The sequence below is a fragment of the Pigmentiphaga litoralis genome (assembly GCF_048632615.1).
Classification (GTDB): Bacteria; Pseudomonadota; Gammaproteobacteria; order Burkholderiales; family Burkholderiaceae_B; genus Pigmentiphaga; species Pigmentiphaga litoralis_B.
Genome location: NZ_CP184479.1, coordinates 4,731,893 through 4,756,621, shown reverse-complemented (window position 1 = coordinate 4,756,621; position 24,729 = coordinate 4,731,893). Strand labels below are relative to the sequence as shown.

Sequence of the window (24,729 nt, the reverse complement as noted above, 5' to 3'; positions counted from 1 at the left end):
CAAGGCGATGCCTGCCCTCGCCTTCGTAGTCGCCAGGCGAGATGGCTTGCTCATGCGCCGTGTTCGGCAATGGCTTTCTTGTAGGCCGGACGGCTCTCGAGGCGGTCCACATACGCGGTCACGTTGGGCCACTTATCCTTGCCATAGAACTGCAGCGCAAGCTGCGCCACGAACGACAATTGCACGTCCGCGGCGGAAAAATCGTCGCCGGCGATATAGTCGCGCTTGCCCAGCTCGTCGTTGAGGAAGCCCATGTGGTTATCGATCTCGCTTTCGATACGCGGATGCAGCGGCGCGCCGGCTTCCTTCAGCCGGCCCACGTACAGCTTGAGCATGACGGGCAACATGGCCGATCCTTCCGCGTACTGAAGAAACTGCATGTAGCGGTCGTAATCGTCGCTGTCCACCGGCGGCGCGAGGCGGCCGGCACCGTAGCGGCGGACCAGGTAATCGATGATGGCGCCGGACTCGAACAGCACGCGGCCACCGTCGCGAATCACCGGGGCCTTGCCGAGCGGGCTGATGGCTTTCAGTTCGGGCGGCGCCAGCCGCGTGGCTGGATCACGGTCGTAGCTGATGACGGTATAAGGCTGGCCAAGCTCTTCAAGCAGCCAGGTGATCCTGCGCGAGCGGGATTCTTTGAGGTGGTGAACTTCGATCATGGAGCGGATCCTTCGAGACGATGCAGGGGGCACGGGGCCGGCAGGCGCTATCCTCGCACGGCCATCGCCCCCGGCGGCGCAACCAGGTGTAAAACCCGGCGCCCGCGTCGTCCCTTCGCCCGCCCTACCCCGCGCTGCGACACGCCTCCAGCACGTCCAGCGAGGGCTGATAGGTGGCGCTGCGCACGTCCATCAGCCCCAGCACCATGTGATACATGACGTCGTGGCTGATGGGCTGCCCCAGGCCCTGAGCGACGCACTCGGTGCGCAGCCCGGTGCGCGCCGCCAGTCCACCGTTCAGCCAGGCAATCATGGCCGCATGCTTCTGCTCATCGGGCGCGAACACATAGGGCATGCCATGCAGGTACAGGCCATTCTCTCCCAATGACTCGCCATGATCGCTGACGTAAAGCATCCCGGTATCAAAGTGCGCCGATTGTCCGCGCAACCAGACAATCGTGTCGGCCAGCATCGCGTCGGTAGCCACGATGCTGTTGTCGAACGCGTTGCGCAGCTCGTCAGGCGTACAGGCCGACAGCGTCACGTTCCGGCATTCCGGCAGGAAGTGTTTGGACGATGGCCCCGACCGGTGGCTGTACGCCGGGCCATGGCTGCCCATCTGGTGGAGAACGACAACGACTCCCCTGGCGCGCCGTTCGGCCGGCAAGGCAGCGATGCGGGCATCCAGCCCTTGCAGCAGGACGTCATCCAGGCATTCGTCGGCGTTGCAGGCGGTCGATGCCGTCGGCACCCGCGCGCACACGCCCTTGCAGCCCGATTGATTGTCGACCCACAGCACGGCCAGGCCGGACGCCGACAGCACATCGAGCAGATTTTCGGTGTCGTTCTTGCGGGCTTCGAATCCCGCCTTGCCCAGCGGCGAAAACATGCAGGGCACGGACGCCGCCGTGCTCGTGCCGCAGGATTGCAGGCGGCTCCAGCTGAGCACGCCGGCCCGCGCCAGGCGCGGATTGGTCGGGCGCCCATAGCCATTCAGGCTGAAATGGTCGCCCCGCGCCGTCTCGCCGACCACCAGTACGAACAGCGGGGGCCGGGCATTGCCCGCATAGGTCGGCCCCAGCGCCGCGTCGCCGCTAATGATTGCAAGCGGCCCCTTGCTGCGCGCCGAGTCGGTTGCCTGTCTGATCGTTGAATAGAGGGTGGACAACGGATTGACCGTGTAGCGCAGCTCCACGTTGTTGCGCATCAGCGGGCCGAGCACGCGAAATCCTGCTAGCCCTGCCGCCAGTCCGATCGCCAGCGCGGCCGCCAGCAAGACAGCGTTGCGCCAGACGTGGGTCCAGGCGCGCGCGGGCGCGATGCGTACGCGCCGCAGCGCCCATGCCGCAGGCCCCGCCACCCACAGCACGTCCACCACCAGGCGGGTGCTGAGCATGTCGCGCGCTTCATGCACGTCCGTCTGCATGACGTTCACCATCATCGTGGGATCCATCACCACGTGATAGGCCAGCATGTAGTGCTGTGCGAACGCCGCGATCAGCACGATGGCGAACCAGAGCGGCTTCATGCCGCGCGGCCATGCGGTCAGCGCCAGCATGGCCGCGGTTGCGCCACCCACCAGCATGCCCATGGCCGCGAGCGCCTGCGCGGCCGACGCCCCGGTGGCGCTCAGGCGGGCAATGCTTAGCCACAAAGTCCAGTTGCTGGAGACCATCAACCATACGGTCAACCACAGCACGACGCGCTGCGGCGACCGGGGCGCCGCCAGGACGTCATCGAGGCGGCGCCAGACGCCGTGCGCGGCGGCGCGCAGGCCGGACAGGGGCAAGGCAAGCGGGAGGGACAGCGGCATGACGGACTCAGGAGACCACGACCGCCTGCATTTTCCGGAGAGCGTGTCGAATTTTGGCTCCCTCACATTCGACACAAATTCGACATTTTCAATCCGCCGGCACCCGGCCGCCGGGATTATGATCAGCAAGCTCGATTTTTTCCGGTTGCCGCCATGCCCCGCTTTCTTCGCGATTCCGCCCTGACCGATGCCGAGGCCCAGCGCCTTGCCACGCGTTCCGCCTTCCCCTGGGCCGACTTCAGCCAGATGCTGACGGACGACGCCTTTGCCGAACTCAACGCCACCTTTCCGCCACTGACCGCCTTCGAGCGCCACGACGGGCTGGTGCGCAGCCATGGGCAGCGGCCACACGATCGCTACTACCTGGCGTACGAGACCTCGATCTACCATCGGCAGGGCAAGGGCGATTACGGCCTGACCGGCGACACCGGCAGCATGACACACGATCGCCTGCCCGATGTCTGGCAGGCATTCATCGAAGAGTTGAAAACAGATGAGACCTACCGCCGCTTCATCGTGAAGGCGCTTGGCACCGACCGGATCGTAACGCGGTTCGCGTGGCACGTCGGCACGACGGGATCCGAGGTATCACCCCACCTGGATGCGCGCGACAAGGTCGGCACCCACATCTTCTACTTCAATACGAAAGAAGACTGGCGTGAGGAATGGGGTGGCAGCATCCTGGCGCTGGAGGGCAAACAGGTGCCGGCCATGAACCCCGACTTCGGGGATTTCCGCGCCGAGACGGCGATGGACATTCGCGACAACCGCAGCTTCCTGTTCAAGAACACCGCGGATGCCTGGCACGGCGTGCGTGCGCTGACCTGTCCGGCTGACCGTTACCGCAGGCTGTTCAACGTCGTGTTCGAGACGCCCGACAAGCGGCGCGGCGGCGTGCGCGGGCTTCTGGATCGCGTATTGCGCTGAACGACAGGCTGCTGGCCCGCGGCGCGCGGCATGACGATCTGCGCCGCGGGATAGTGATCGGCGGGCAAGGCGGCCACGCCGACTACTGCCGCCAGCCACAGGGCATCATCCATCCCGGCGTGTTCCTGCGGACCCAGCGCCAGCCGGAACCGGTGCTGTTCGCTGACCTCGGCCAGCGCGTCGCGGCCGGCGCGGGTCACGCGCCGCCGCGCGGGCTTCAACATCAGATACGCGGTCGCGGCCAGCGGCAGACTGGCCGCCTGCGCGGTCCATCCCGCCAGGCCCACGACGGCGCCGCCGCCGGGAGAGGCCGCGGCGCCCATCCAAGCGCCGGCGATCCAGCCCAGCGACATCCAGGCCACGCCAACGGCAAAGATGCCGAGCAGACAGACCAGCGCCCATCGCAGTGCTCGCTGCGTCGCAAGGTCGGGCGATGGGCGCCGGTCCAGCAAACCCGCCGCTTTGAGCGTGGCGTCGCAGTCGGCCGTGGCGTGTTCCAGAAAGGGGATGTCGTGCAGCACGGTGCCCAGCGTGTGCGGCACGCTGTAGCGGTCCAGCACCCGGCGTTCCAGTGGCCGCAGCCCGAACGCGTCGATGCGGCGAGCGCGCACCAGCATCGGTCCGGACTGGATCAGCGCCCCGCGTTCAAGAAGCACGAAGATGGCGGTGCGGACGGCGTCGACCGCACCACCGCGCAGGTAGGCAACGGAATACGGATCGCGCAGCACCGGCAGGGCAAGGGATACGGCAGGCGATGTCAGAATGGACTGGATGGGCATGAGGCGGCTCCCGGAAGCGGGCAATGAGGGCAACCGCACACCGCGACTTACCCGACCCTTGCAGCGTAAACCGCATGCCTACGCCCGCCCATCCTGCATCCGGCTTTGGGCCGTCCACCTAACAGCCTCATCCTAAAGCGGTGGCCAGCCCGCTTACAACTCCGGTACGGCGATCGTGATGGACTTCAGGTCGGTGTAGCTCAGAATTTCTTCCAGCCCTTCTTCACGGCCTACCCCACTGTTCTTGAAGCCGCCATACGGCACGCCGGTGTAGTGGGGACCCACGCAATTGATCCACACGTAGCCGACACGCAGGCGCCGCGCGAAGGCCATGGCCTTGCTCACGTCGGTCGCGACGACCGACGCGGTCAGGCCCAGCGAGGATGCGGCATCCATCTTCAGCACGTCGTCGGGGGTGGACCAGCGCACCACGCTCAGGACCGGGCCAAAGATTTCTTCGGTCGCCAATGCGCTATCCGGAGCGACGTCGCTGAACAGCGTGGGTGCGACCCAATACCCCTTGGCGAAGGCGCTGCCGGCCGGCCGCGCGCCGCCCACATGCAACCGCGCGCCCTGCTGCGTGCCCTTGTCGATCGCGGACATGACCTTGCCGTGATGGCCGGCGCTGATCAGCGGCCCCATGCCGGAGCCGCTTTCGAAGGGATCGCCGACCTTGATCATTTTCATGCGGGCCACGATGCGCTCCAGCACCGCATCATGAATCGACTCGTGCAGCATCAGGCAGCTGGTCGACCCGCAGGACTGGCCCTGCCATTCGAAGTTCATGCCAGCCACGGCCAAGGCCGCGGCCTTGTCCAGATCCGCGTCGGGCAGCACGACCATCATGTTCTTGCCGCCCAGTTCCAGCGTGATGTGTTTGATGGCCACCTCGGCGGCGGACCGCTGGATGGCCTTGGCCGTCCCGACCGACCCAATGAAGCCCAGCCGTTTGACGCGCGGATCGCGCACCAGCGCGTCGCCGGTTCGCGCGCCGCTGCCGTGCACGATGTTGACCACGCCGGGCGGCAGCACGTCACGGCAGATCTCGGCAAAGATGCCGCCCGACAGCGGGGCCTGGTCCGGACTCTTCAGCACCATCGCGTTGCCGGCGATCAACGGCGCGCCCACTCGCGACGCCAGGAAATAGAAGGGATGATTGAAAGCCACGATGCGGCCGACGGTGCCGAACGGTTCGCGCTCCGACAGGTGCACGTGGTTGGGCGTGGCCGGATAGGTGTGGCCCGTCATGGCGTGACCCAGGCCGGCATAGAACTCGATGCGCGACGCGGCACGCTCCACGTCGCCAAGCATCGCGCGGTACAGGTTGCCGGTGTCGCGCGTTTCGGTGCGGGCGATCTCTTCCTTGCGGTCGCGGATGCGCGCGGCCAGCGTGCGCATGACGTCGGCGCGCCGGTCCACACCCAGCGCATGCCATGCGGGCCAGGCCGTCTCGCCTGCCTTGACCGCGTCCGCGACATCGGCGGCCGTGGCATGCGCGGCGCGGCCCAGCAGCGATTCGTCGGAAGGATTCACCGAGTCCATCTCGGCGCCGTCCGACGCTCCGACCAGTTCGCCATGGATCAGCAGTTTTGCCGCCGGCAGTGTCATGCATTTCTCCTCAGTGGGGCGAAGGCGTCGCGCCTTCGGGAAGCCAGGGCGCCAGCGGCGCGCGGCCGCGGATCAGGTCCGCCGCTTTCTCGGCAATCATGGTCACCGTCGCGTTGATGTTGCCGCCGATCAGATCGGGCATGACCGAGGCGTCCACGATACGCAAGGCTTGCACGCCACGCACCCGCAACCGCGCATCCACTACCGCATCGGCATCGTCATCGGTTCCCATGCGGCAGGTGCCGCAAGGATGGTGGACGGTAATGGCCGTCTTGCGGATGTGGGCGTTCAACGCGGCGTCGTCCAGGCAGTCGGGGCCGGGCATGCGTTCTTCGGCCACGTAGGGCTGCATGGAAGGCTGGGTCATGATCCGGCGAACCGACCGGATGCCCGCGCGCAGGCTGGCCCACTCGCTCTCGTGCGCCAGGAAGTTCTGATGCACGACCGCCAGATCGTCGGGCGCGGCGCTCGCCAGCGTCACTCGCCCCCGGCTTTCCGGATGCAGCGCCACTACGCGTACCGCAAAGCCGTCGTCGAACGGCGCGCGCCACGGGCGCAGCCATGGCTGCGCATGAAACGGCGCCGCGGCAAGCAGGTACTGCACGTCAGGCCCTTCCAGTCCCGGCCGCGTCGCCTCATAACCTGCCGCGCCCCCTGGCACGTTCGTGGCCGCGCCCGCCCCGTACAGCCAGGCACGCGCCAGATCGCCCACGACGCGATCGGCGCGCATGCGATCCGGAAAGGGCCCGGGCGTCTTGCGTGAAAAACTCAGCAGCACCGCAATGTGGTCTTGCAGATTCCGGCCGACCGCGGGCAAGGCCACGCGGGTGTCGATGCCGTGCGGCGCCAATTGCTCCGAATCGCCGATGCCTGACAACATCAACAATTGAGGCGTGTTGATCACGCCCCCGGCAAGCAGCACCTCGCGCCGCGCCTGTGCGATGTGACGCTTGCCGTGGCGGACGTAGGCCACGCCCGTGGCACGGCCGCCCGCCATCTCGACACGGGTGGCCATTGCGTGGGTGCGCACGGTCAGCCCGCGACGCTTCATCGCGGGCCGCAGGTAGGCCACCGCATTGCTGCAACGCCGGCCGCCGCGGATGGTGACCTGCGAGCGGCCAAAGCCCGACAGTTCTTCGCCGTTCAGGTCGTCCCGCAAGACATGTCCCGCTTCGCCGGCCGCGTTCAGATACGCAGCGATCAACGGATCCTGGTAGGTCGAATAGCGGGTCGTGATCGGCCCGCCCTTGCCGCGCCACGGGCTCGCTGGGCCCTGCCAGTCTTCCAATTGCAGGAAGTACGGCAGCGTGTGCGCCGCGTCCCATTCCGTCAGCCCGTAACGCGCCGCCCACCGGTCGAAGTCGCTGCGATGCCCGCGCACATAAGCCAGCGCGTTGATGGACGATGAACCGCCAATCACCCTGCCGCGCGCGCATTCGATGCGGCGCCCCGCCGTTTCGTCTTGCGCCTCGCTCGCGTATCCCCAATCGTGCGAGCGCTTCTGCAGCATCCGGCCCAGGCCCAGGGGAATGTGGATCAACGGGTCGTTGTCCCACCCCCGGCTTCGAGCAACAGCACCGTGACGCCGTCGTCCTGGGTCAAGCGGTTGGCAAGCACGCAGCCGGCCGACCCTCCGCCCACGATCACGTAATCGTAGGTCATTACGTCCAGCGCGGACGGGATCGTGGATGTCCCCATGCGGATGGACCGGCTCACTGGACTTTGAGGTTGGCCGACCGGATCGCGTCGGCAAACAGATCGATATCGGCGCTGATCGCCTTGCGGAATTCGTCGGGCGTATCGGCCACGATCTGCACGCCCAGCTGCTTCATGCGTTCCTGATAGGTCGGGTCGGCGGCGATCTTTTTCACTTCCATCGCAATCCGGTCGACGATGGCGGTGGGTGTCCCGGCAGGCGCCATCAGGCCGTTCCAGGTCAACGTGCGAAAGCCGGGGAAGGTCTCGGCAATCGTGGGTACCTCGGGCAGTTCCGGCAGTCGCTTGTCGCTGGTCACGCCCAGCAGCTTGATGTTGCCGGCCTTGGCCTGCGGCGCGAGCACAGGCACGTTGCCGAAGTACATGGTGACATCGCCGGCGATCATGGCGGCCACGGCAGGCACGTCACCCTTGTAGCTGATGTGCATCATGTCGAGTTCGGCGCGCTTGACGAACAAGGCGCCCGACAGGTGCGACACGCTGCCCGAACCGCCCGATGCGAAGTTGAGCTTGCCCGCTTGCGGCTTCGCGTAGTCGACCAATTCCTTCACGGTGTTGACGGGCACGTTCTTGCTCACGGCGAGCAGGAAGGGGTTGGTCGCGAAGTTGGTGATCGGCACGAAATCCTTGAGCGGATCGAACGGCACCGGGGAAATCTTGGGCAGGATCACGATGACCGGCATCGCGGCCACGAGCAGCGTGTAGCCGTCGGAAGGCGCGCGCTGCACCGTCTGTACGGCAATCAGGCCGCTCGCGCCGGGCTTGTTTTCCAGCACCACGGGCTGACCCAGGGCCACCGACAGCCGTTCGGCCGTAATGCGGGCAATGCTGTCGGTGCTGCCGCCCGCCGCGAACGGCACGACAAAACGGATGGGACGTTGCGGCCAGGATTGCGCCTGGGCAGCGGTCGCGCCGGCCAGCAGACAGATCGTTGCGGACAAGCTCAGGAAGTGCGTCACTTTCATGGTGTTCCCCGTATGCGTCGAGTCATGGATACCGTTACGTCTCCTCCGTGATGCTGGAGTTTTCTTATGGCACTGCCGTGTGGAGCGAAAACGGACGCGCGCAGGACTGCCTGCGCAGCAAGGCACAAAGGATCAAGACTGCCGGTGGCACCCGGCGGAAACTGAGGGATGAAGCGCGTCCCGCAGGCGGCAAGAACGCCGCTGCGGCGTGGCGTCACCGGTCCGCGCGGAACGCCCGTACCGGTGACAAGGAAGTCAGGTCACTATAAATATACGACTTGCGGCACGTCAATATATTTATCGTCATCACAGTGTGATCCCTGTCCCGGCTAGGGGTGGGCAGGCATGGGCAATGCGTACTTGCTGTCGTGATGTCCTGATCCGGAAGCGCCGCCCATGTCCTACTTTGCCTCCTCTTCCTCATCGATCTCGTCGCGGCCTGAAGCCTTGCTGCGCGAAGCCGCCGTGCCGTTCACCGACTTCGACTCGCCCACGTTCCAGAAATGGTTCGATCGCTATGCAAACGCCCGTGTCGTGCTGCTCGGCGAAGCCAGTCATGGCACGTCGGAGTTCTATCAAGCCCGCGCCGCCATCACCCGGCGATTGATCGAGGCACATGGCTTTCGCCTGGTTGCAGTGGAGGCGGATTGGCCGGATGCGGCCGTCGTCGATGCGCATGTGCGCGCCCGCCCTGCCTTGCGGGATGGCCAGGCGCCGTTCAGCCGTTTCCCGGAATGGATGTGGCGCAATACCGATGTGCGCGATTTCGTTGACTGGCTCCACGATTTCAACGCCAGCCTTCCGCTTGGTGAACGTACGGGCTTCTTCGGGCTCGACATGTACAGCATGGGCAGTTCGATGTCGGCGGTGCTGGCCTACCTGCAGGACGTCGATCCGGCGGCCGCGGCCGAAGCGCGGGAACGCTACAGCTGCCTGGAGCGCTGGCGCGACGACCCGGTCCGCTACGCCAGCTCCGCGTGGGACCGCGCACGGGATACCTGCGAAGCGCCGGTCCTGGCGCAACTGCAGGCGTTGCTGGACAAGCGTCTGGACTACGTCCGCAAGGATCCCCGCTACTTCGATGCTGCCCAGAATGCGCGCCTGGTGGCATCCGCCGAACGGTATTACCGCACGCTGTACCAGGGCTCCGCCCACAGCTGGAACCTGCGCGATACCCATATGTTCGAGACACTGGACACCCTGCTCTCGTCCAACGGACCCGATGCCAAGGCGGTGGTCTGGGCGCACAACTCGCACATCGGCAACGCCGCGGCCACCGACATGGGCCGCCGGCGCAACGAATTCAATCTTGGACAATTGTGCCGGGAACGTTATGGCGACGACGCGGCGCTGATCGGTTTTGGCACACACACCGGCACCGTCGCTGCCGCATCGGACTGGGATGGACCCATGGAGATCAAGCAGGTGCGGCCATCGCGTGATGACAGCCACGAGCACTGCCTGTACCAGACGGGTCTGCCGCGTTTCATGCTGGATCTGCAGGCCGCGCGGCGCGGCCGCTACGCGGCTACCTGGCCACGTCGCGTCTGGAACGCTTCATCGGGGTGATCTATCGGCCGGAGACCGAATTGCTGAGCCACTATGCCAGCGCGTGTCTGGCGGACCAATTCGACGCGTTGGTGTGGATTGCAGAGACGCGCGCGGTGACACCCCTGCCAGGCCCACGCGGCGACGGCGCTGCGGAGACCTGGCCATCAGGGCTCTGACGGCGCAGGCCGCAACGCAAGGGCGGCTTACATGCCGTGGTCAGTGGGTCCGATCTGGCGCGCGCCGTCCAGGTGATCACGCAGCATGCCGATATGCTTCTTGGCGAAGGCCTGGACATCCAGGTCTTCGGTTTGCGTCGTGGCGTTCTGGAACGCCAGCACGGTGTTGTCGTGACCCGCGATGGCAATATGGCTCGAATACATCTTTTCGAACTCGGTGCCATTCAGCGCGCCCAGGGCCTTGAGCTGGGCACGCTGCGCCAACGATGGCTCGGTCGGAAGTTCGAACCCTTTCCGCTTGGCCAGCGCTTCCAGGTCCTTTTGCATGGCGCCGTGATCCTTGATCATGCGCTGCGCGTACGCGCGGATCTTGGGGCTTTTGGTTTTGTCGAGCGCAAGCTTGCTGCCTTCGATCTCCGAATAGCCCGACTGCGCCGTGTTTTCCAGAAAGCGCTTGTCGCCGGCCGACAATTCCGCGGCCGCCTTCGACGCCGTTGCCGTGGGCGCCTTGCTGGCCGACGAGCCGGCGGGTGCGGTCGATTGCGCCATCAGACTCGATGACATCAGGACAAGGCAGGACGCGCTGGCGCCCAGGACCGCATGGGTAATTCGCATGGTGTGCTCCAAAAATAAGATCGGTACTCATCCATGCTCAGCAAGTTGCGCGCCCGACTGGGCCGCTGTGCGATCAATGCGCGGGCGCGGCCGCCAGTTCCTCGAAGAAGGCGCGCAGCGTGCGGGGTTCCCGGCCCAGTATCGTCTTGAGCGCAAGGCGGTTTCCCATCAGCCCATGTTCGTCGTACCAGGCGAACATCTTCGCCATGGCAGCCTGGCGTGCTGGCGGAAACGGCGCCACCGCCGTCTCGACCGGCAACACGTCCGCCCGCACGTCACGGCCCAGCACGTCGCCCATCAGGGCGGCCACATCGCCCCGTGTCATCGGGTCCGTCGCCACCAGTTCGAAGGTGCCATTGACCAGCAGGTCATCCGTGCAGGCGATGGCGGCGACCTCGGCCACATCGCGGTAATCCACCCGGGTGTGCCGGGTGGACAGCGCCCAGGGCTCGGCCAGCACGCCGGTCTCGACGACCTTGTGCCAGGCGTGCGCAAGGTTCTGGTAGAACACGGCCGGCTGCAGCAAGGTAAACGCCATTCCCGACGCGATGATCGCTTCTTCGACTGGCGGCTTGGCCGCGTGATTGACAAGGCGGCTCAGCATCGGATGGATCACGCCGGAAAAAACGAAGCGCTGCACACCGGCTTCCACGGCAGCCGCAACCACCCCTTGCCGACGTCGGATTCGTCGGGGAAGAATGCCGGCGCCATGTAGTAGACGGCGTCCATCCCGAGCATGGCCGTGACCAGGCTGGCGTGATCACGCAGGTCACCGACGACGACCTCGCCCGCGCCTTGCTTCAGCACACGCTGCGTCGTGGCCGCGTCGCGCACCATACCCCGTACGGCGACGCCGCGCCGCGCCAGTTCGGGAACCACGAAGCCTGCGTTCTTGCCGGATGCGCCAATCGCAAGGACGGAAGTCACTGAGCCTGACATGCATTTCTCCTAGGTATGTACGGACATGGCCTAAGGTTATACATCATGAACCGGATCGATGACGTCATGACGATCTGTCGCTTGCGGACAGGCTTGGCCGAGCCTACCTTGACGCCATGACCAGCTGATGCCGGTCGTGTCCATGCTTACGGAGGTCGCATGCCGGCTTATGTAATTGGCGAAGTCCAGATCCTCGATCGCGCGGCGATCGCTGGCTACGGTGAGATGGTGGCCGACGCGGTGCGGCGGTATGGCGGCCGGTATCTGGCGCGGGGCGCGACGCCTTTTGTGCTCGAAGGCGGGCCGGCTCACAACATCTTGCTGATCGAATTCGACACGGCTGACAGTGCGCGGCGGTGGTACGCCTCCCCCGAGTACCAGGCCGCCAAACGGGTGCGAGCCGGGCACACCAATCTGCGTCTGGTCGTGATCGACGCGCCGCCGCTGGATCACGCCTAGACTTCCGGTTTGATGTTCTCTTTGCGTGCGATGTCGTTCCAGCGGGTGAACTCCGCCCGGTTGAAGGCGCCGAATGCTGCGCTATCGCGAACTGACGACTGAAAGCCCGCGGTCTCGAGCTTGTGGATGTTGTCGGGCTGGCGGCCACCACGGACCAGAATGTCGCTGAGCCGTGTGATCACTGCCTGGGGTGTGCCCACCGGCGCATAGGCACCTAGCCAACCGGTGGCGACAAAATCAGGCATGCCCGCCTCGATCATAGTGGGCACGTCGGGCATCGACGTGGTTCGTTCGGCGCCCGTGACGGCAATGGCACGCAAGGCGCCGGCCTGCACCAGCGCCGCGACGGTGGGTGCGTTGGCAAACGAGATGTGGATGTCGCCATTGCGCAAGCCCGTGATGATCTCGGCGCTGGACCGGTAGGGGATGTGCATGAACTGTGTTCCCGCGCGTTCGTTGAACAGCGCCGACGCAAAGTGCGCCAAGGTCCCAACGCCATTGGTTGCGTAGTTCAACTTCCCGGGATTGGCCTTGCCCCATGCAATCAATTCCTGCAAGGACCGCGCCCTGACGTCCCTGCCCACCACCAGCACGTTCATCAACTCGGCCAGCTGCGCAACAGGCACGAAGTTGTCCTGCGGATTGATCGGCAGGTTGGGGTTCAAGATCGTCGGCAGGATCAGCCCGCCCAGTCCGCCCGATAGCAGCATGTGTCCATCGTGCGGCTGCTGCAGGATGTACTGCTGTGCCAACGTACCGGTGCCTCCGCCTTTGTTCTCCACAATGACCGGCTTGTCGACTTCCTTGGACAGGATGTCGGCGATCACTCGGCCGAGCATGTCGGTAATGCCTCCCGCCGGATAGGGAACGACGACCCGCATCATCCGGTTTGGAAAAGCGTCTTGCGTACGCGCGGACGGCGTCATTCCGGCAGCTGCAACAGCGCCGGCCCAACGTAACAGCTCTCGACGGTCCATGCGGAAACTCCTGGGCAAACGCAGACGAAGGGCGGTTGGATACTGTTTCGGATGACGGCAGAAGGTGGCGTTCAGGCCGGTTCGGCCTTGCGCGGCATGATGCGTGCGGTACTGCGGGACTTCAGCTCGCCGTAGATGAAGGGCTGGTCGCGCGGAAACGAGGTATGGAGGTCTTCAGGCGCGACGTTACCGGGATCGGGATTGGTTATCAGCCGATGGATCAGCGCATCGTAGCTGGGGTACATGAAGAAGGGAATCGAATAGCGCTCGTTCCCCGACCGGTTAACGACGCGGTGAACCGCCGATGTGAAAACTCCGTCCGACCAGACTTTGAGTACCTCGCCCACGTTGACGACCAACGTACCTGGGATCGGGGGCACCGCTACCCACTCGCCGTCACGATTGCGCACTTCCAGCCCGCCGTTGTGGTCCTGGGCAAGAAGGGTGAACGCATTGGTATCGGTGTGGCCACGCGCCCCCAGATGCTCGCCGCCATCATTCGGGGGCTGTGGTGGGTAGTGAAGCAGCCTGAGCGAGTTCATATCCTTGGCGAAGCTCGCTCGCAGCATGCCGCCTGGAAGATCCAGACTGAGCTCGAACAGATCGAGCATGGCATAGCCCAGCGCATTGATGCGGTCGTAGTAAGCCAGCATGCGTGGCTTCAGATCGGGCATGGCGGACGGCCACGGAATGACGCCATGCAGCGGCTTACCCGCAAGCAGGCCCGGATCGTCATCGTCCAGGGGGCGCCGGATCTGGAAGGCCTCTTGCAAATTCTCTTTCAGACTCGTATCGCTGCCTTTCGTCATGCCATGCAGATAGCCTTGCGCATGCTGATTCAGCGTCATCGACACTTCCATCTTGGCCTCGCGCGGAAGGTCGTGAAAGGCCTTGGCGGTCTCGAAAATGCCGTCGATATCGGCCGCCGCCAGTCCGTGGTTGCAAATGTAGAAGAAGCCGACGGTGCCTGCCGCACTGGCGATGGCCTGGGCCACCCGTCGGCGTCCATCCTCGCCATCGGACCAGGCCGGCCCTAGATCAACCACGGGCACTTCGGAAAACGACAACTTGCGGGCGGTGGGAAGCATGGTGACCCTTTGGCGGCTTGCGTCATACACTGATTCCACGATAAGTATCGGGCCTCCCATTCACAACCGATGAATCGTCATGAATTCATGAAGAGGGCTAATGACGTGCGCCGCAAGATTCCGTCACCGATGATGCTGCAAGCCTTTGAGGCATCTGCCCGCAGCCTGAGTTTTACGGATGCCGCCAAAACCCTCAACCTGACGCAGAGCGCCATCAGCCACCAGATCCTTGGACTCGAGCAGTACCTGGGCGTGCAGTTGTTTGAACGCGTACGCAAGCGCCTGCGATTGACCCAGGCAGGCCAGTCATTCCTGTCAACGTTGACACCGGCGCTCGATGCATTGGAAACAGCGTTGCGAGACGCGATGGCGACGCAGCCTCTGCCACGCTGCTTGCGACTGGGCGTGGTTCCCACGGTGGCTGCAGCGTGGCTGATCCCGCGCATGGGCGACTTCTACGCGAAGCATCCTGACGTCACGCTGGAACTGGTGACACGGCTACCGTTCAATTTCACGAACAACAGCCTCGATGCCGCGATCAATCTGGGCAACGCGCGCTGGCCCGGTGCGGTGGCTGATTATCTGATGGATGAGGAAATGCTGGTCGTCTGTCAGCCAGCGATGGCCGCTACGGTGTTGAAGCAGGCGTCGGACCTTGCACGGGTAACGTTGCTGCATCTGTCGCTTCGGCCGCATGCCTGGCATGACTGGGCAGCCGTCGCGGGCGTCGACTTGCCTGACGCATCGGCCGGCCCCCGCTTCGAATTGCATGCGATGGTGTCCCAAGCCGCGGCGGCGGGCCTCGGCGCTGCCGTCCTGCCACGCTTTCTGATACTTGATGAACTGGCCAGCGGCAAGCTGGTGTCGCCGTTCGGACCGGTTGTGACGTCAGCGATGCCCTACTACCTCGTTTACCCGCCCGCCAACCGCACCCTGCCGGTCTTGCTGCAATTTCGGGCGTGGCTGCGCGAGCAGGCGGCCGAGACAGGCATTACGCCGACTGCCGTGCCCCCTTCCATCGGCGCCACGCCTGCGGCGCCATGCCCAGCTCGCGGCGGAAGGTCCGCGTGAAGTGCGACTGGTCGCAGAAACCGTGCAGATGCGCGATGCGGGTCAGGGACTCGTCGGTCGTTTCCATCATGGCGCGGGCGGCGTCGATGCGGCGGCGTCCGACGTAGGCGGCGGGCGGCACACCGACCGTCGTCTTGAACGCATGGCAGAAATGGCTGACGCTCAAGCCTGCAATCGCGGCAAGGTCGGCGGTGCGCAGCCGGGCGCCCAGGTGCGTGTCAATGTGCGTGGTCAGGCGTTTGAGCTGCCAGGCCGCCAGGCCGCGGCTGCGATCCGGCGTCTGCGGCGTCTGCGGCCCTTGCGGTGTTCGCGGCGTCCGCGGCGCGCCACCGCCAATTGCCGATGCACGCAACAACGCCAGCGCGCGCGCCAGATACTCGTACGCCATGGCGGCGTCGGTGCCAAGCAAGGCCTGCGCGTCGGACAGCAGGGCCTCGACATCGGCGGTCACGCCCACGGAATGTGTCGGGTTGACGACCCCGTCGTCGATACCTCTTTCGAGGACGCTGGCTTGCTCTCGGCCCATGCGGCGCGCTCCTTGCACGGCGGCCGGCTGGCGCGGCCGCACGCCACGGATGATGCCCGCCCTGATGCTGCGCGCCCACACTCCCCCAGGGGGAAATCATCCCCCACGAATGGGGGGTCGGCCGTCTGCGCGCTACACGGCGATGATGCCCCGCTCGATACCGAGCGCGACGGCGTGCGTGCGATTGGTGGCGCCCAGCTTGTCCATGAGGCTGCTGACGTGGCCCTTGATCGTGTCTTCGGACACGCCCAGTTCTGACGCGGCCTGCTTGTTGGCGTAGCCGCCCGCCAGCAACCGCAGCACCTGCACTTCGCGCGGCGTCAGCGTGTCTTTGCCGATGTGGTTGGCCAATTCGGCAGCGATTTCAGCCGGGAAGTACCGGCGGCCCGCGGCGAGTGTGCGGATGGCTTCGATCAATTCCTTGCGCAGCGCGCTTTTGAGCAGGTAGCCCTGCGCGCCGGCTTCGATCGCGTGCAGCGCGCGCACGTCGCCGCGATAGGTGGTCAGGATCGCAATCCGGGCCTGGGGTGATGCCGCGCGGATGGCCCGGATGGCCTGGATGCCATCGGCGTCCGGCATCTGCACATCCATCAGCGTCACATCGGGCTGCAGTTCGGCATGGCGCCTGACGGCCTCGTTGCCATCGCAGGCCTCGCCCACCATGACCATGTCGGGTTGGCCTGCCAGCACGGCGGCAATGCCTTCGCGCAGCAGGGGTGGTCATCCACCACCAGCACGCGGATGGGAGTAGCGGTTGTGGTCACGTGTCGGAGACTCCGGATAGGGGCAAAGGTGGGCGCCGGTCCGCCGCGCGGCGATAGGCCCGCGATGCCGCCACGCAAAAACGGATCTGCGTGCCGGACGCGGGAGTGCTGCGCAGGGTCAGGGTTGCGCCGATCCGCTCGGCGCGTTCATGCATGCCGCGCAGGCCCCAGTGTTCGGGGCGGCCACGCGGCGTCAACCACGCTGGATCGATGCCACGCCCATCATCGTCGACCCGCAGCTCGAACACGCGCGACGTGTAGATCAGCACGACATCGATGCGTGTCGCGTGCGCGTGCGTGCAAGCGTTCGCGATAGCTTCGCGCGCAACACGCTCGGCCTCGTCGCGCACCAGCGGGTGCAAGGGAACAGGCAGACCTTCCACGCCCACATACAGGGTCGGCTGGCCCGGCTGCACGCGATCATCGGCCAGCTTTGCCAGCACGGCGGCCAGGTCGTCGTGGTCATCGGCCGGCTGGCGGCGCAGGTCACGCACGCGGTCCCGGCCTTCGACCAGCACCTGGTCGGCGCGGTCCAGCGCACGTTCCAGCTCGACCCGCGCCGGCGCATCGGCAGGCAGCTTGTCGGCGGCGGCCTGGAATCGCAGCATCAATCCTTGCACGCCCTGCAGCAGCGTGTCATGCAATTCACGGGCAATGCGTTCGCGTTCCGCGTACCGTTCTTCGATCCGCGCCCGCAGTTGGCCGGCCGATCGCCGCAGCTTCATCCGGTAGATCAGCCAAAGCAGTGTACTGAGCACCGCCCCCACGAAAAGCAGGAAAGCCCACTGCCGGTAAAAGACCGGCGCTACGGTGAACGGCAAGGAGGCTTCCGTCACGCTGGGCAGGCCATCCTTGTCGAACGCCCGTACCCGGAAAACGTAGCTGCCTGCGCCCAGGCTCGTGTAGATGGCGGACCGCTGCGACCCAACGTCCTGCCACTCGCGATCGTATCCGTCCAGGCGGTATTGGAACTGCAGGCTTTCGGGCGAGGACAGGCTGAGCGCGGTGTAGTCGACATTGATACGGCGGGTGTCCGCGGGCAGATTCAACGCATGGCGTGTGGACAGCGCGATGCCATCGGCGCTCAAGGTTTCGATCACGGCCGTGGGCCCGATGTCGGCGGGGCGACGTTGCGCCGGGTCGATGCCGACGACGCCGCCGCTCGTTGAAAACCACAAGCGGCCATCCGCGGCGCGTACGCCCGTGGGCAGCGGCAGGACTTGATAGGGATCGTTCGCCAGGCCGCCGATCCGGTCGACCGACCGGTACCGGACGGGCGTGCGGGCATCGGCCAGCGCGGCGTTCAGGTCTGCCGCAGGAACATGGAAAATGCCCGCCTTGGCCTGAATCCACAGGTCGCCCGCCCCGGGTTCGCCTGGCTTGCCGGGGATCAGGATCAGCGCATAGACGTTGTCGAATGCGTCATTGGCGGGCCGCAGCACGTCATGGAACCGGGTGCCGTCGAACAGGGCCACACCATACTGCCCGCCGATCCAGGTCTTGCCTTCCCCGTGCGCCATGGCGGTGACGTGCCCGACGTTCAAGCCATCCGGAGCGCCCCACACCCTGTCGCCCACGGCATCCCGCGTGACGATCAGATTGTCGCGGTAGCCGAACCACAGCGTGCCTTCCAGGTCCGTCGACGCGGTGACCGGCATGCGTTGACTGGGGCGGGTGGAGGGCGCGGGGTGCCGCGTCCAACTACCCTCTTCCAGCACGTACAGGCCGGCGCGGTTGATCGACACCCACAAACGGCCGGCCGGGTCGAGCGCCATGGCGCGCACCGACGAGTCCGGCGCAGCGTGGGCGGGCAAGCCGGCCACGTGTTCAAGGTGCGATCCCCGCGATCGCCAGATGCCACCCGGTCCGCCCATCCAGACCACGCCGGCGCGGTCAGTCATGGCGCTGGTCAGCGGCGCAGGCGCCGACAGCGTCTCCAGCCTGCCTTCATGCAGGCGCATGGCGGCGCGGGTACTGGCGCCAGCCCACAGCGCGCCGTCACTCCCCGCAGCCAGGGCCACGTTCAGCGCATCGGTGGGGAAGCCCGCCGGCATCAGGGCACGGCGGCGGAAACGGTCCAGGCCGCGGCTGGTGCCGGCCCACACATTGCCCTCGCGATCTTCCAGCAGCGGCCAGATGGAGTCGGCGCTGAGGCCGTCGCGCGCGCCGAAGGTTGCCATGCCCACAGGCGTCGCGGCAGACGCAGGGCGCGCCGTCCCGGCCCAGCGATCCGTGTCGCCGGGGTCGATCCGGATCACGCCCTGCCCCGCCGTGCTGACCCACAGCGCGCCGTCCCGATCGACAAGCATGCCATTGACGCCCTGGCCGACCGGCACATCACGCACGGTGAAGCGCGTGCCCGGCTGAACCGAAGATACCGACGGCGCACCGGCCGCCTGGCTGCGCACTTCGTGCAACACGCCGCCATATCTTTCGGCGACCCATACGGCGCCATCGCGCGTCTGCACGATCTGGCTTGCCCAATCGACCGCGATGCCGGTTGCCACGAAGCGGCGAGCGCCGGACGGCAAATAGAACAGCGCCGATTCGTCCGCCGCCCATACGCCCCCGTCGCGATCCACGAACACCGCGCGGCTGTAGCGTCCAGGCAGGCCCCAGTCCCTGCCCACGGGCCGCCATGCACCCTGGTCATGACGCACCAGGCCGTCGTTGACCGCCGCCCAGATCGAACCGTCCTTGCCTTGGGCCAGGCCGTACACCACGCCGTCCGGCACCCCTTCGCGGGATCCGTAACGGCGCAGCACGCCGTCGGCCAGCGCGGCTATTCCGCCAGCCCGCTCGCCTATCCACAAGCCCGCATCGGTCGCGAGCAGGGAAGAGACGATGCCCAGCGGCGCCCCAGCGGTGGGTTGGTAGGACGTGAAGCGGAACCCATCGAACCGGTATAGCGACGCATTGGTGCCGAGCCACAGGTAACCATCCGGCGTTTGCGCCAGCGCACCGACCTGGCTTGGCCCGCCGTCGGCCGCCGCCCACCGGCGATGCTCGAGATCGTCGAAGCCGCGGGCAGCCACGTTGACGGTGACAACCATCACGCCAAACGCGAGTAGGCGGGACAGCATGGACACACGCCTGCGCCGCCGTGGGCCAGGTGCGCCCGCGGCGGTCCTCAGGAGAGCCCCGATTGTTGCTGAAACCATTGCATTCCGTCATCGGCGACGGCTTCCCAGCCGGGCTCGGCGATCAGCCAGTGGCTGCGCCCGGGGAAGCGTCGGAAGGCCGTGGCGGCGACCGACAGACGATGCTGCCGATAGGTCGCCGCGACAGCGCCGGCTCCGATAGTACGGTCATTTTCGGCCGCGATGAGCAGCAGCGGCGCGCGATGATCGTTGTCGAATGCAATGACCGCGTCGCGGCCGAAGGCGGCCTGCCACAACAGGCGCATCCTCCCGCGATCGGTGAACATCGCGACACGCAGGAAAGCCGGCAGACCGCGCCATCCGCCGCCCGAACTGAACGGCGCGATGGCGATGCCCGCGGCGCCGATGCCGCGATCGAGCAGTACCTGCACGATCAGACCGCCAATGCCATGCCCGATCAGCAGCGGCGGATCCGGCAAGGTGCGCGCGATCGCGGCGTGCGCCTCGATGATGCGGGCCAGGCTGGCCACACGGCCGGGGTCGTGCGGGGCGGCCTTGGGCCAGGCAGGCGCGTGGCAGCGATAGCCGCAGGCCTCATAGCGGCGAACGAAGGAGCCCCAGATGGCCGGCGTGGCGCCCGCGTCATGGATGAACAGCACGGTCCGGGTCATGACGCGGCCGTGCCTGCGCCTTACCGCACGGGCGCGTGGACGGGAGCCAGCGTGGCGTGCGATCCGACCGACCGCGCGGCGGCCTTGTGCACCATCGTGTACGCATAGTCGACCCCCATGCCGTAGGCGCCGGAATGTTCCTTGACGATGTCCATCACGGCGTCATAGGTGTCGCGGTTGGCCCAGTCGCGCTGCCATTCCAGCATGACCTGCTGCCATGTCACGGGCACCACGCCGGCCTGGATCATGCGCTGCATGGCATAGTCGTGCGCTTCCTTGCTGGTGCCGCCCGATGCATCGGCCACCATGTAGATTTCGTAGCCGCCTTCCAGCATGGCGCACAGCGCGAAGCTGTTGTTGCAGACTTCCGTCCACAAGCCGGCCACCACGACTTTCTTGCGCCCGTTGGCGGCCAGCGCGTCGCGCACTTTCTGGTCGTCCCACGAATTCATCGACGTGCGCTCCAGGATGTCCTGGGTCGGGAACACGTCCAGCAGTTCAGGGTAGGTGTGGCCTGAAAAGCTTTCTGTTTCAACGGTCGTGATGACGGTGGGGATCTGAAAGACCTTGGCGGCCTTGGCCAGCGCAACGGTATTGTTCTTCAGCACCTGCCGGTCGATCGACTGCACGCCGAAGGCCATCTGGGGCTGATGGTCGATGAAGATCATCTGCGAGTTGTGCGGGGTCAGGACGTCGAGTTTGGGATCGCTCATGTTGGCTCCAGGGGTGAATGCCGATCGCGCGACAGAGGCGACCGGACGGAAAATGTGCCGGAAGGTGCAACGTAATGGGACACCCGCGGGCCGCCGGACCCGGCGTGGAAGGCATCCACCTGTTCCTTGATGCGCTGGTCATTGCGGGTGAAGCGGTCGTGCTGGCGGCGATGCTCCAGCCACGACTCGACCACGAAGGTCTCGATGAAGCGCCCATGTGCCGCGCTGTCTTCATAGATGCCCCAGCTCAGCGCTCCTCCGCGGCGGCGTACCTTGCGCAGGCCGTGGACCGCGCGAATGAAGGCGGCCGTGTCGGCGGGCTGCACCTGGTATTCGACAGTGATGAGGACCGGCCCCGCATCGTCCGCCGGTTCGGCCGCCAGCAGCGGTTCGCCCAGATGGGCGGACGGACTCAGGTCCAGGTCCGGCGTCATGTCGAGCCGCCACCGCAGCGCGGTGGCCGACGCCAGCGCCATGCCGATGCTTGCGACAATCAACGACATGGGCGTGCCCACCAGGGCGGCCAGCTTGCCCCACAACGCGCTGCCTGCCGTCATGGCGCCATAGAAGACCATCAGATAGGCCGCCAGCGCGCGGGCCTTGACCCACCCCGCGGAACTGCGCTGCGCCCCGACGTTCAGCGTCGACAGCACCGCGATCCAGGCGAACCCCGAAAACAGCAACACGCCGGCAATGACCCACGGGCTGCGCACCAGGCCCAGCGCGAGGGTCGATGCCGCGAACACCAGGCTGGCCGCCACCGTCAGCGCATCGGCCGACAGTTTCGTGCGCAGCCTTGGCAAGAGCAGCGCGCCGGCGATGGCGCCCAGGCCAATGGCCGCGAGCAGGCCACCGTAACCGCCCGGTCCCAGCCCCAGCTCGCGCCGGGCAATGATGGGCAAGAGCGCCCACGCCGCACTGCCGAACAGGAAGAAGGCAATCGCCCGCGCCATCACTGCCCGCAGCAGCGGCGCGGCATGCACGTAACGCATCCCGGCACGCACGGCAGGCAGGAAGTGCTCGGGCGGCAGCCGCTTGACCACGGGTTCCGACCTCCAGCGCCACAGCACCGCCAGAATGCCGAGCACCGACACGGCATTGAGCAGGAACACGGCGGGGGTCCCGCCAGGCTAAGGATCACGCCACCCAAGGCCGGGCCGATCGCGCGGCTGATGTTGATCCCAAGCGAGTTCAGCGCAATCGCACCGGGCAGTTCCGCCTTCGGCACCAGGTCGGGAACGATGGCCTGGAAGGGGGCGCGCTCATGGCCGCGCCCACGCTGAGGGCGAAGGTGGCCGCCAGCAGCACGCCTGGCGTGACCAGTCCGGCGATCGCCAGCACGCCCAGGGTGGCGGCCGCCACCAGCATCCACAGCTGCGCGAACAGCAGATACTTGCGGCGATCAACGATGTCGGCCATGACGCCGGACGGCAGCGCGAACAGGAACATGGGCAGGCTGCCCGCGGCCTGCACCAGGGCGACCATCAGGGGATCGGGGCTGAGCGACGTCATCATCCAGCTGGCGCCGACATCGTGCATCCACGACCCCACGTTGGATGCGACCGTGGCGATCCACAGCGCGCGGAAGACACCGACGCGCAGCGGGGACCAGGGTGTGGTGGCGGGAGTGGCTTGCATGTCAGAAGGCAAAGCAGCTGCACCCGAGGGCGCCCCAGAATCCGGTCACGTCAGCCACCGGCACATCCGACGCCCGCGCGGCGGCGTGACCATGACCATGCACGCCGCACGCGCCCGCGCACAGGTGCGGCAGGGCACGCATGCGTGATATGGCCAGTGCCCGATGGTGTCCCGGTACCGTCTTGACTGGCGACCAGTCGGGCAGCACGGGCAAGGCCGGCGGCGCCAGCGGCGCGAAGTCATCGGCGCCGTACACCACCTTGCCCGCCACCACCGTCAGCACGGATTCCAGCGATCTGATTTCGTCTTCGTTGACTGAAAAATAGTCGCCCGACAGCACAGCCAGATCGGCCAATTGCCCGGCCTGGATGCGCCCCTTCTTGGCCTGCTCGTTGGAAAACCAGGCGCTGCCCGCCGTCCACAGTTCCAGCGCGACGTCGCGCGACAGTTGCCCTTCCGGCCCGGTGAGCCGCAGTCCACCCACCGTGCACCCGGACACCAGCCAGTACAGCGCCGTCCACGGGTTGTAGCTAGCCACGCGCGTGGCGTCAGTGCCCGCACCGACCGGCACGCCCATGTCGAGCATGCGGGCCACGGGCGGCGTCTGCCGCGCCGCATCCGCCCCGTAGCGGTCCACGAAATACTCGCCCTGGAAGGCCATGCGGTGCTGGATCGCGATGCCGCCGCCCAATGCCTTGACGCGTTCGATGTTGCGCGGCGTGATTGTCTCGGCATGATCGAACATCCAGTGCAGGCCATCGAACGGGATCTCGCGATTCACCTTCTCGAACACGTCGAGCATGCGGCTGATCGACTCGTCGTAGGTCGCATGCAGGCGGAACGGCCAGCGCTGGCTGACCAGATGCCGCACCACCTTTTCCAGTTCGTCTTCCATCCCGTCGGCCAGTTCGGGCCGCGGCTCCAGGAAGTCCTCGAAGTCGGCCGCCGAAAAGACCAGCATCTCCCCTGCCCCGTTGTGCCGGTAGAAATCATCGCCATCGCCGGGCGTGATCTGCTGGGTCCAGGACTGAAAATCTTCCAGTTCGGCGCCCTTGTTCTGGGTGAACAGGTTATAGGCGATGCGCACCGTCAACTGGCCTTCGCGAGCCAGTTCATCGACGATCGCGTAGTCCTCCGGAAAATTCTGAAAGCCGCCTCCAGCGTCGATCACGCTCGTCACGCCAAGCCGATTCAACTCGCGCATGAATTGGCGCGTGGAGTTCACCTGATGCTCGCGCGGCAGGGCTGGACCTTTGGCCAGGGTGGCGTACAGAATCATCGCGTTGGGCCGCGCGATCAGCATGCCGGTCGGGTTGCCCGACGCGTCGCGCTGGATCTCCCCGCCCGGCGGATTGGGCGTGTCCCGGGTGTAGCCCACCGCCTGCAGCGCCGCGCGATTCAACAGCGCGCGGTCATACAGATGGAGCACGAACACCGGGGTCTCGGGCGCGGCCGCATTCAGTTCGTCGAGCGTTGGCATGCGGCGTTCGGCAAACTGGAATTCGGTCCAGCCGCCCACGACCCGCACCCATTGCGGGTGCGGCGTGCGCTGCGCCTGATCCTTCAGCATGCGCAGGGCATCGGCCAGCGACGGCACGCCTTCCCATCGCAGCTCGAGGTTGTAATTCAGCCCGCCGCGTATCAGGTGCAGGTGCGAGTCGTTCAGGCCGGGAATGACGGTGCGCCCGCCCAGGTCGACGACCTGCGTGTCCGCGCCGCGATGGCGCATGACGGACTGCGCGTCACCGACCTCAAGGAATTTGCCGTCCGCAATGGCGACGGCGTCCGCCTGGGGATTCGAACGGTCGACCGTATGGAAACGGCCGTTGACCAGGATCAGGGAAGCGCTCATGACAGGCTCCTACAAGCGAAAGCGGGAGGCGCGGGCAGGCGCACGCGCAACCGGGCAGACGGCATGCCGTTGGGCATGCCGATCGCGATCGAAACGAGATACATGGATGCGCTCCGTG

General features: G+C 66.2%; 22 protein-coding genes and 2 pseudogenes. 5 read left to right on the top strand and 19 right to left on the bottom strand.

What is annotated here, in order from left to right:
- Positions 1-50 precede the first annotated feature (50 nt).
- The gene (locus tag ACNANG_RS21945; protein WP_420224790.1) at positions 51-662 is read right to left on the bottom strand and encodes a glutathione S-transferase family protein; all 612 of its coding nucleotides are present in this window, start codon (positions 660-662) and stop codon (positions 51-53) included.
- A 124-nt stretch (positions 663-786) separates the two neighbouring features.
- Positions 787-2,475 (bottom strand): phosphoethanolamine transferase, encoded by a 1,689-nt coding sequence (locus ACNANG_RS21940; protein ID WP_420224789.1) that lies wholly within the window; start codon positions 2,473-2,475, stop codon positions 787-789.
- A 153-nt stretch (positions 2,476-2,628) separates the two neighbouring features.
- Between ACNANG_RS21940 and ACNANG_RS21935 the strand changes: the two genes are divergently transcribed.
- The gene (locus ACNANG_RS21935; RefSeq protein WP_420224788.1) at positions 2,629-3,402 is read left to right on the top strand and encodes a 2OG-Fe(II) oxygenase; all 774 of its coding nucleotides are present in this window, start codon (positions 2,629-2,631) and stop codon (positions 3,400-3,402) included.
- Here ACNANG_RS21935 and ACNANG_RS21930 read toward each other — a convergent pair.
- The 5 genes from ACNANG_RS21930 to ACNANG_RS21910 all read right to left on the bottom strand — a co-directional run bounded on the left by ACNANG_RS21930 (position 3,315) and on the right by ACNANG_RS21910 (position 8,470).
- Complete coding sequence (locus tag ACNANG_RS21930) at positions 3,315-4,181, bottom strand: TIGR04222 domain-containing membrane protein (protein WP_420224787.1); 867 nt, start codon at positions 4,179-4,181, stop codon at positions 3,315-3,317. The genes ACNANG_RS21935 and ACNANG_RS21930 overlap by 88 nt on opposite strands.
- 153 nt (positions 4,182-4,334) lie before the next feature.
- Positions 4,335-5,789 (bottom strand): aldehyde dehydrogenase family protein, encoded by a 1,455-nt coding sequence (locus tag ACNANG_RS21925; RefSeq protein WP_420224786.1) that lies wholly within the window; start codon positions 5,787-5,789, stop codon positions 4,335-4,337.
- Between the two features lie 10 nt (positions 5,790-5,799).
- Complete coding sequence (locus tag ACNANG_RS21920) at positions 5,800-7,329, bottom strand: GMC family oxidoreductase (RefSeq protein ID WP_420224785.1); 1,530 nt, start codon at positions 7,327-7,329, stop codon at positions 5,800-5,802.
- The gene (locus ACNANG_RS21915) at positions 7,326-7,487 is read right to left on the bottom strand and encodes an NAD(P)-binding protein (RefSeq protein WP_420224784.1); all 162 of its coding nucleotides are present in this window, start codon (positions 7,485-7,487) and stop codon (positions 7,326-7,328) included. The genes ACNANG_RS21920 and ACNANG_RS21915 overlap by 4 nt, the downstream gene beginning before the upstream one ends.
- 14 nt (positions 7,488-7,501) lie before the next feature.
- Positions 7,502-8,470 (bottom strand): Bug family tripartite tricarboxylate transporter substrate binding protein, encoded by a 969-nt coding sequence (locus ACNANG_RS21910; RefSeq protein WP_420224783.1) that lies wholly within the window; start codon positions 8,468-8,470, stop codon positions 7,502-7,504.
- 396 nt (positions 8,471-8,866) lie between these two features.
- Here ACNANG_RS21910 and ACNANG_RS21905 point away from each other — a divergent pair, with 396 nt between their 5' ends.
- On the top strand, positions 8,867-10,039 hold the full coding sequence (locus tag ACNANG_RS21905; RefSeq protein ID WP_420224782.1) for an erythromycin esterase family protein: 1,173 nt from the start codon (positions 8,867-8,869) through the stop codon (positions 10,037-10,039).
- On the top strand, positions 10,036-10,197 hold the full coding sequence (locus ACNANG_RS21900; protein WP_420224781.1) for a hypothetical protein: 162 nt from the start codon (positions 10,036-10,038) through the stop codon (positions 10,195-10,197). Before ACNANG_RS21905 ends, ACNANG_RS21900 begins: the two co-directional genes overlap by 4 nt.
- Before the next feature lie 27 nt (positions 10,198-10,224).
- Here the strand turns inward: ACNANG_RS21900 and ACNANG_RS21895 are convergent, their stop codons facing one another.
- Together ACNANG_RS21895 and ACNANG_RS21890 are read right to left on the bottom strand one after the other, a co-directional pair.
- Positions 10,225-10,812 carry a DUF4142 domain-containing protein gene (locus ACNANG_RS21895; protein ID WP_420224780.1) on the bottom strand — a complete coding sequence of 196 codons (588 nt, stop codon included), beginning with the start codon at positions 10,810-10,812 and terminating at the stop codon, positions 10,225-10,227.
- A 73-nt stretch (positions 10,813-10,885) separates the two neighbouring features.
- A pseudogene (locus ACNANG_RS21890) lies at positions 10,886-11,751 on the bottom strand (SDR family oxidoreductase).
- Positions 11,752-11,910: 159 nt separating this feature from the next.
- Between ACNANG_RS21890 and ACNANG_RS21885 the strand changes: the two are divergent.
- A complete protein-coding gene (locus tag ACNANG_RS21885) occupies positions 11,911-12,210 on the top strand; it encodes a DUF1330 domain-containing protein (protein WP_420224779.1) in 300 nt (99 codons plus the stop codon).
- Here ACNANG_RS21885 and ACNANG_RS21880 read toward each other — a convergent pair.
- Positions 12,207-13,187: a Bug family tripartite tricarboxylate transporter substrate binding protein gene (locus tag ACNANG_RS21880; protein ID WP_420224778.1), complete on the bottom strand. Its 981-nt coding sequence runs from the start codon at positions 13,185-13,187 to the stop codon at positions 12,207-12,209. The genes ACNANG_RS21885 and ACNANG_RS21880 overlap by 4 nt on opposite strands.
- A 71-nt stretch (positions 13,188-13,258) precedes the next feature.
- Positions 13,259-14,275: an isopenicillin N synthase family dioxygenase gene (locus ACNANG_RS21875; protein WP_420224777.1), complete on the bottom strand. Its 1,017-nt coding sequence runs from the start codon at positions 14,273-14,275 to the stop codon at positions 13,259-13,261.
- 87 nt (positions 14,276-14,362) lie between these two features.
- Between ACNANG_RS21875 and ACNANG_RS21870 the strand changes: the two genes are divergently transcribed.
- On the top strand, positions 14,363-15,346 hold the full coding sequence (locus tag ACNANG_RS21870; protein ID WP_420224776.1) for a LysR substrate-binding domain-containing protein: 984 nt from the start codon (positions 14,363-14,365) through the stop codon (positions 15,344-15,346).
- On the opposite strand, the gene ACNANG_RS21865 is transcribed toward ACNANG_RS21870, so the two are convergent.
- The 8 genes and pseudogenes from ACNANG_RS21865 to ACNANG_RS21830 form a co-directional block, all read right to left on the bottom strand.
- Positions 15,267-15,872: a helix-turn-helix transcriptional regulator gene (locus ACNANG_RS21865; protein WP_420224775.1), complete on the bottom strand. Its 606-nt coding sequence runs from the start codon at positions 15,870-15,872 to the stop codon at positions 15,267-15,269. The two genes, ACNANG_RS21870 and ACNANG_RS21865, sit on opposite strands and share 80 nt — an antisense overlap.
- A 132-nt stretch (positions 15,873-16,004) precedes the next feature.
- Positions 16,005-16,562, bottom strand: a complete 558-nt coding sequence (locus tag ACNANG_RS21860; protein ID WP_420224774.1) for a response regulator — start codon at positions 16,560-16,562, stop codon at positions 16,005-16,007.
- Between the two features lie 70 nt (positions 16,563-16,632).
- A complete protein-coding gene (locus ACNANG_RS21855) occupies positions 16,633-19,719 on the bottom strand; it encodes a sensor histidine kinase (protein WP_420224773.1) in 3,087 nt (1,028 codons plus the stop codon).
- Positions 19,720-19,766: 47 nt separating this feature from the next.
- Entirely contained in the window at positions 19,767-20,408 is a 642-nt protein-coding gene (locus ACNANG_RS21850; RefSeq protein ID WP_420224772.1) for an alpha/beta hydrolase, read from the bottom strand.
- Positions 20,409-20,428: 20 nt separating this feature from the next.
- A complete protein-coding gene (locus ACNANG_RS21845) occupies positions 20,429-21,121 on the bottom strand; it encodes a hydrolase (protein WP_420224771.1) in 693 nt (230 codons plus the stop codon).
- Complete coding sequence (locus ACNANG_RS21840; protein ID WP_420224770.1) at positions 21,118-22,233, bottom strand: MFS transporter; 1,116 nt, start codon at positions 22,231-22,233, stop codon at positions 21,118-21,120. Before ACNANG_RS21840 ends, ACNANG_RS21845 begins: the two co-directional genes overlap by 4 nt.
- Before the next feature lie 72 nt (positions 22,234-22,305).
- Positions 22,306-22,759, bottom strand: a pseudogene (locus ACNANG_RS21835) (MFS transporter); the annotation flags it as partial.
- Between the two features lies 1 nt (position 22,760).
- Positions 22,761-24,611: an amidohydrolase gene (locus ACNANG_RS21830; protein ID WP_420224769.1), complete on the bottom strand. Its 1,851-nt coding sequence runs from the start codon at positions 24,609-24,611 to the stop codon at positions 22,761-22,763.
- Positions 24,612-24,729 lie beyond the last annotated feature (118 nt).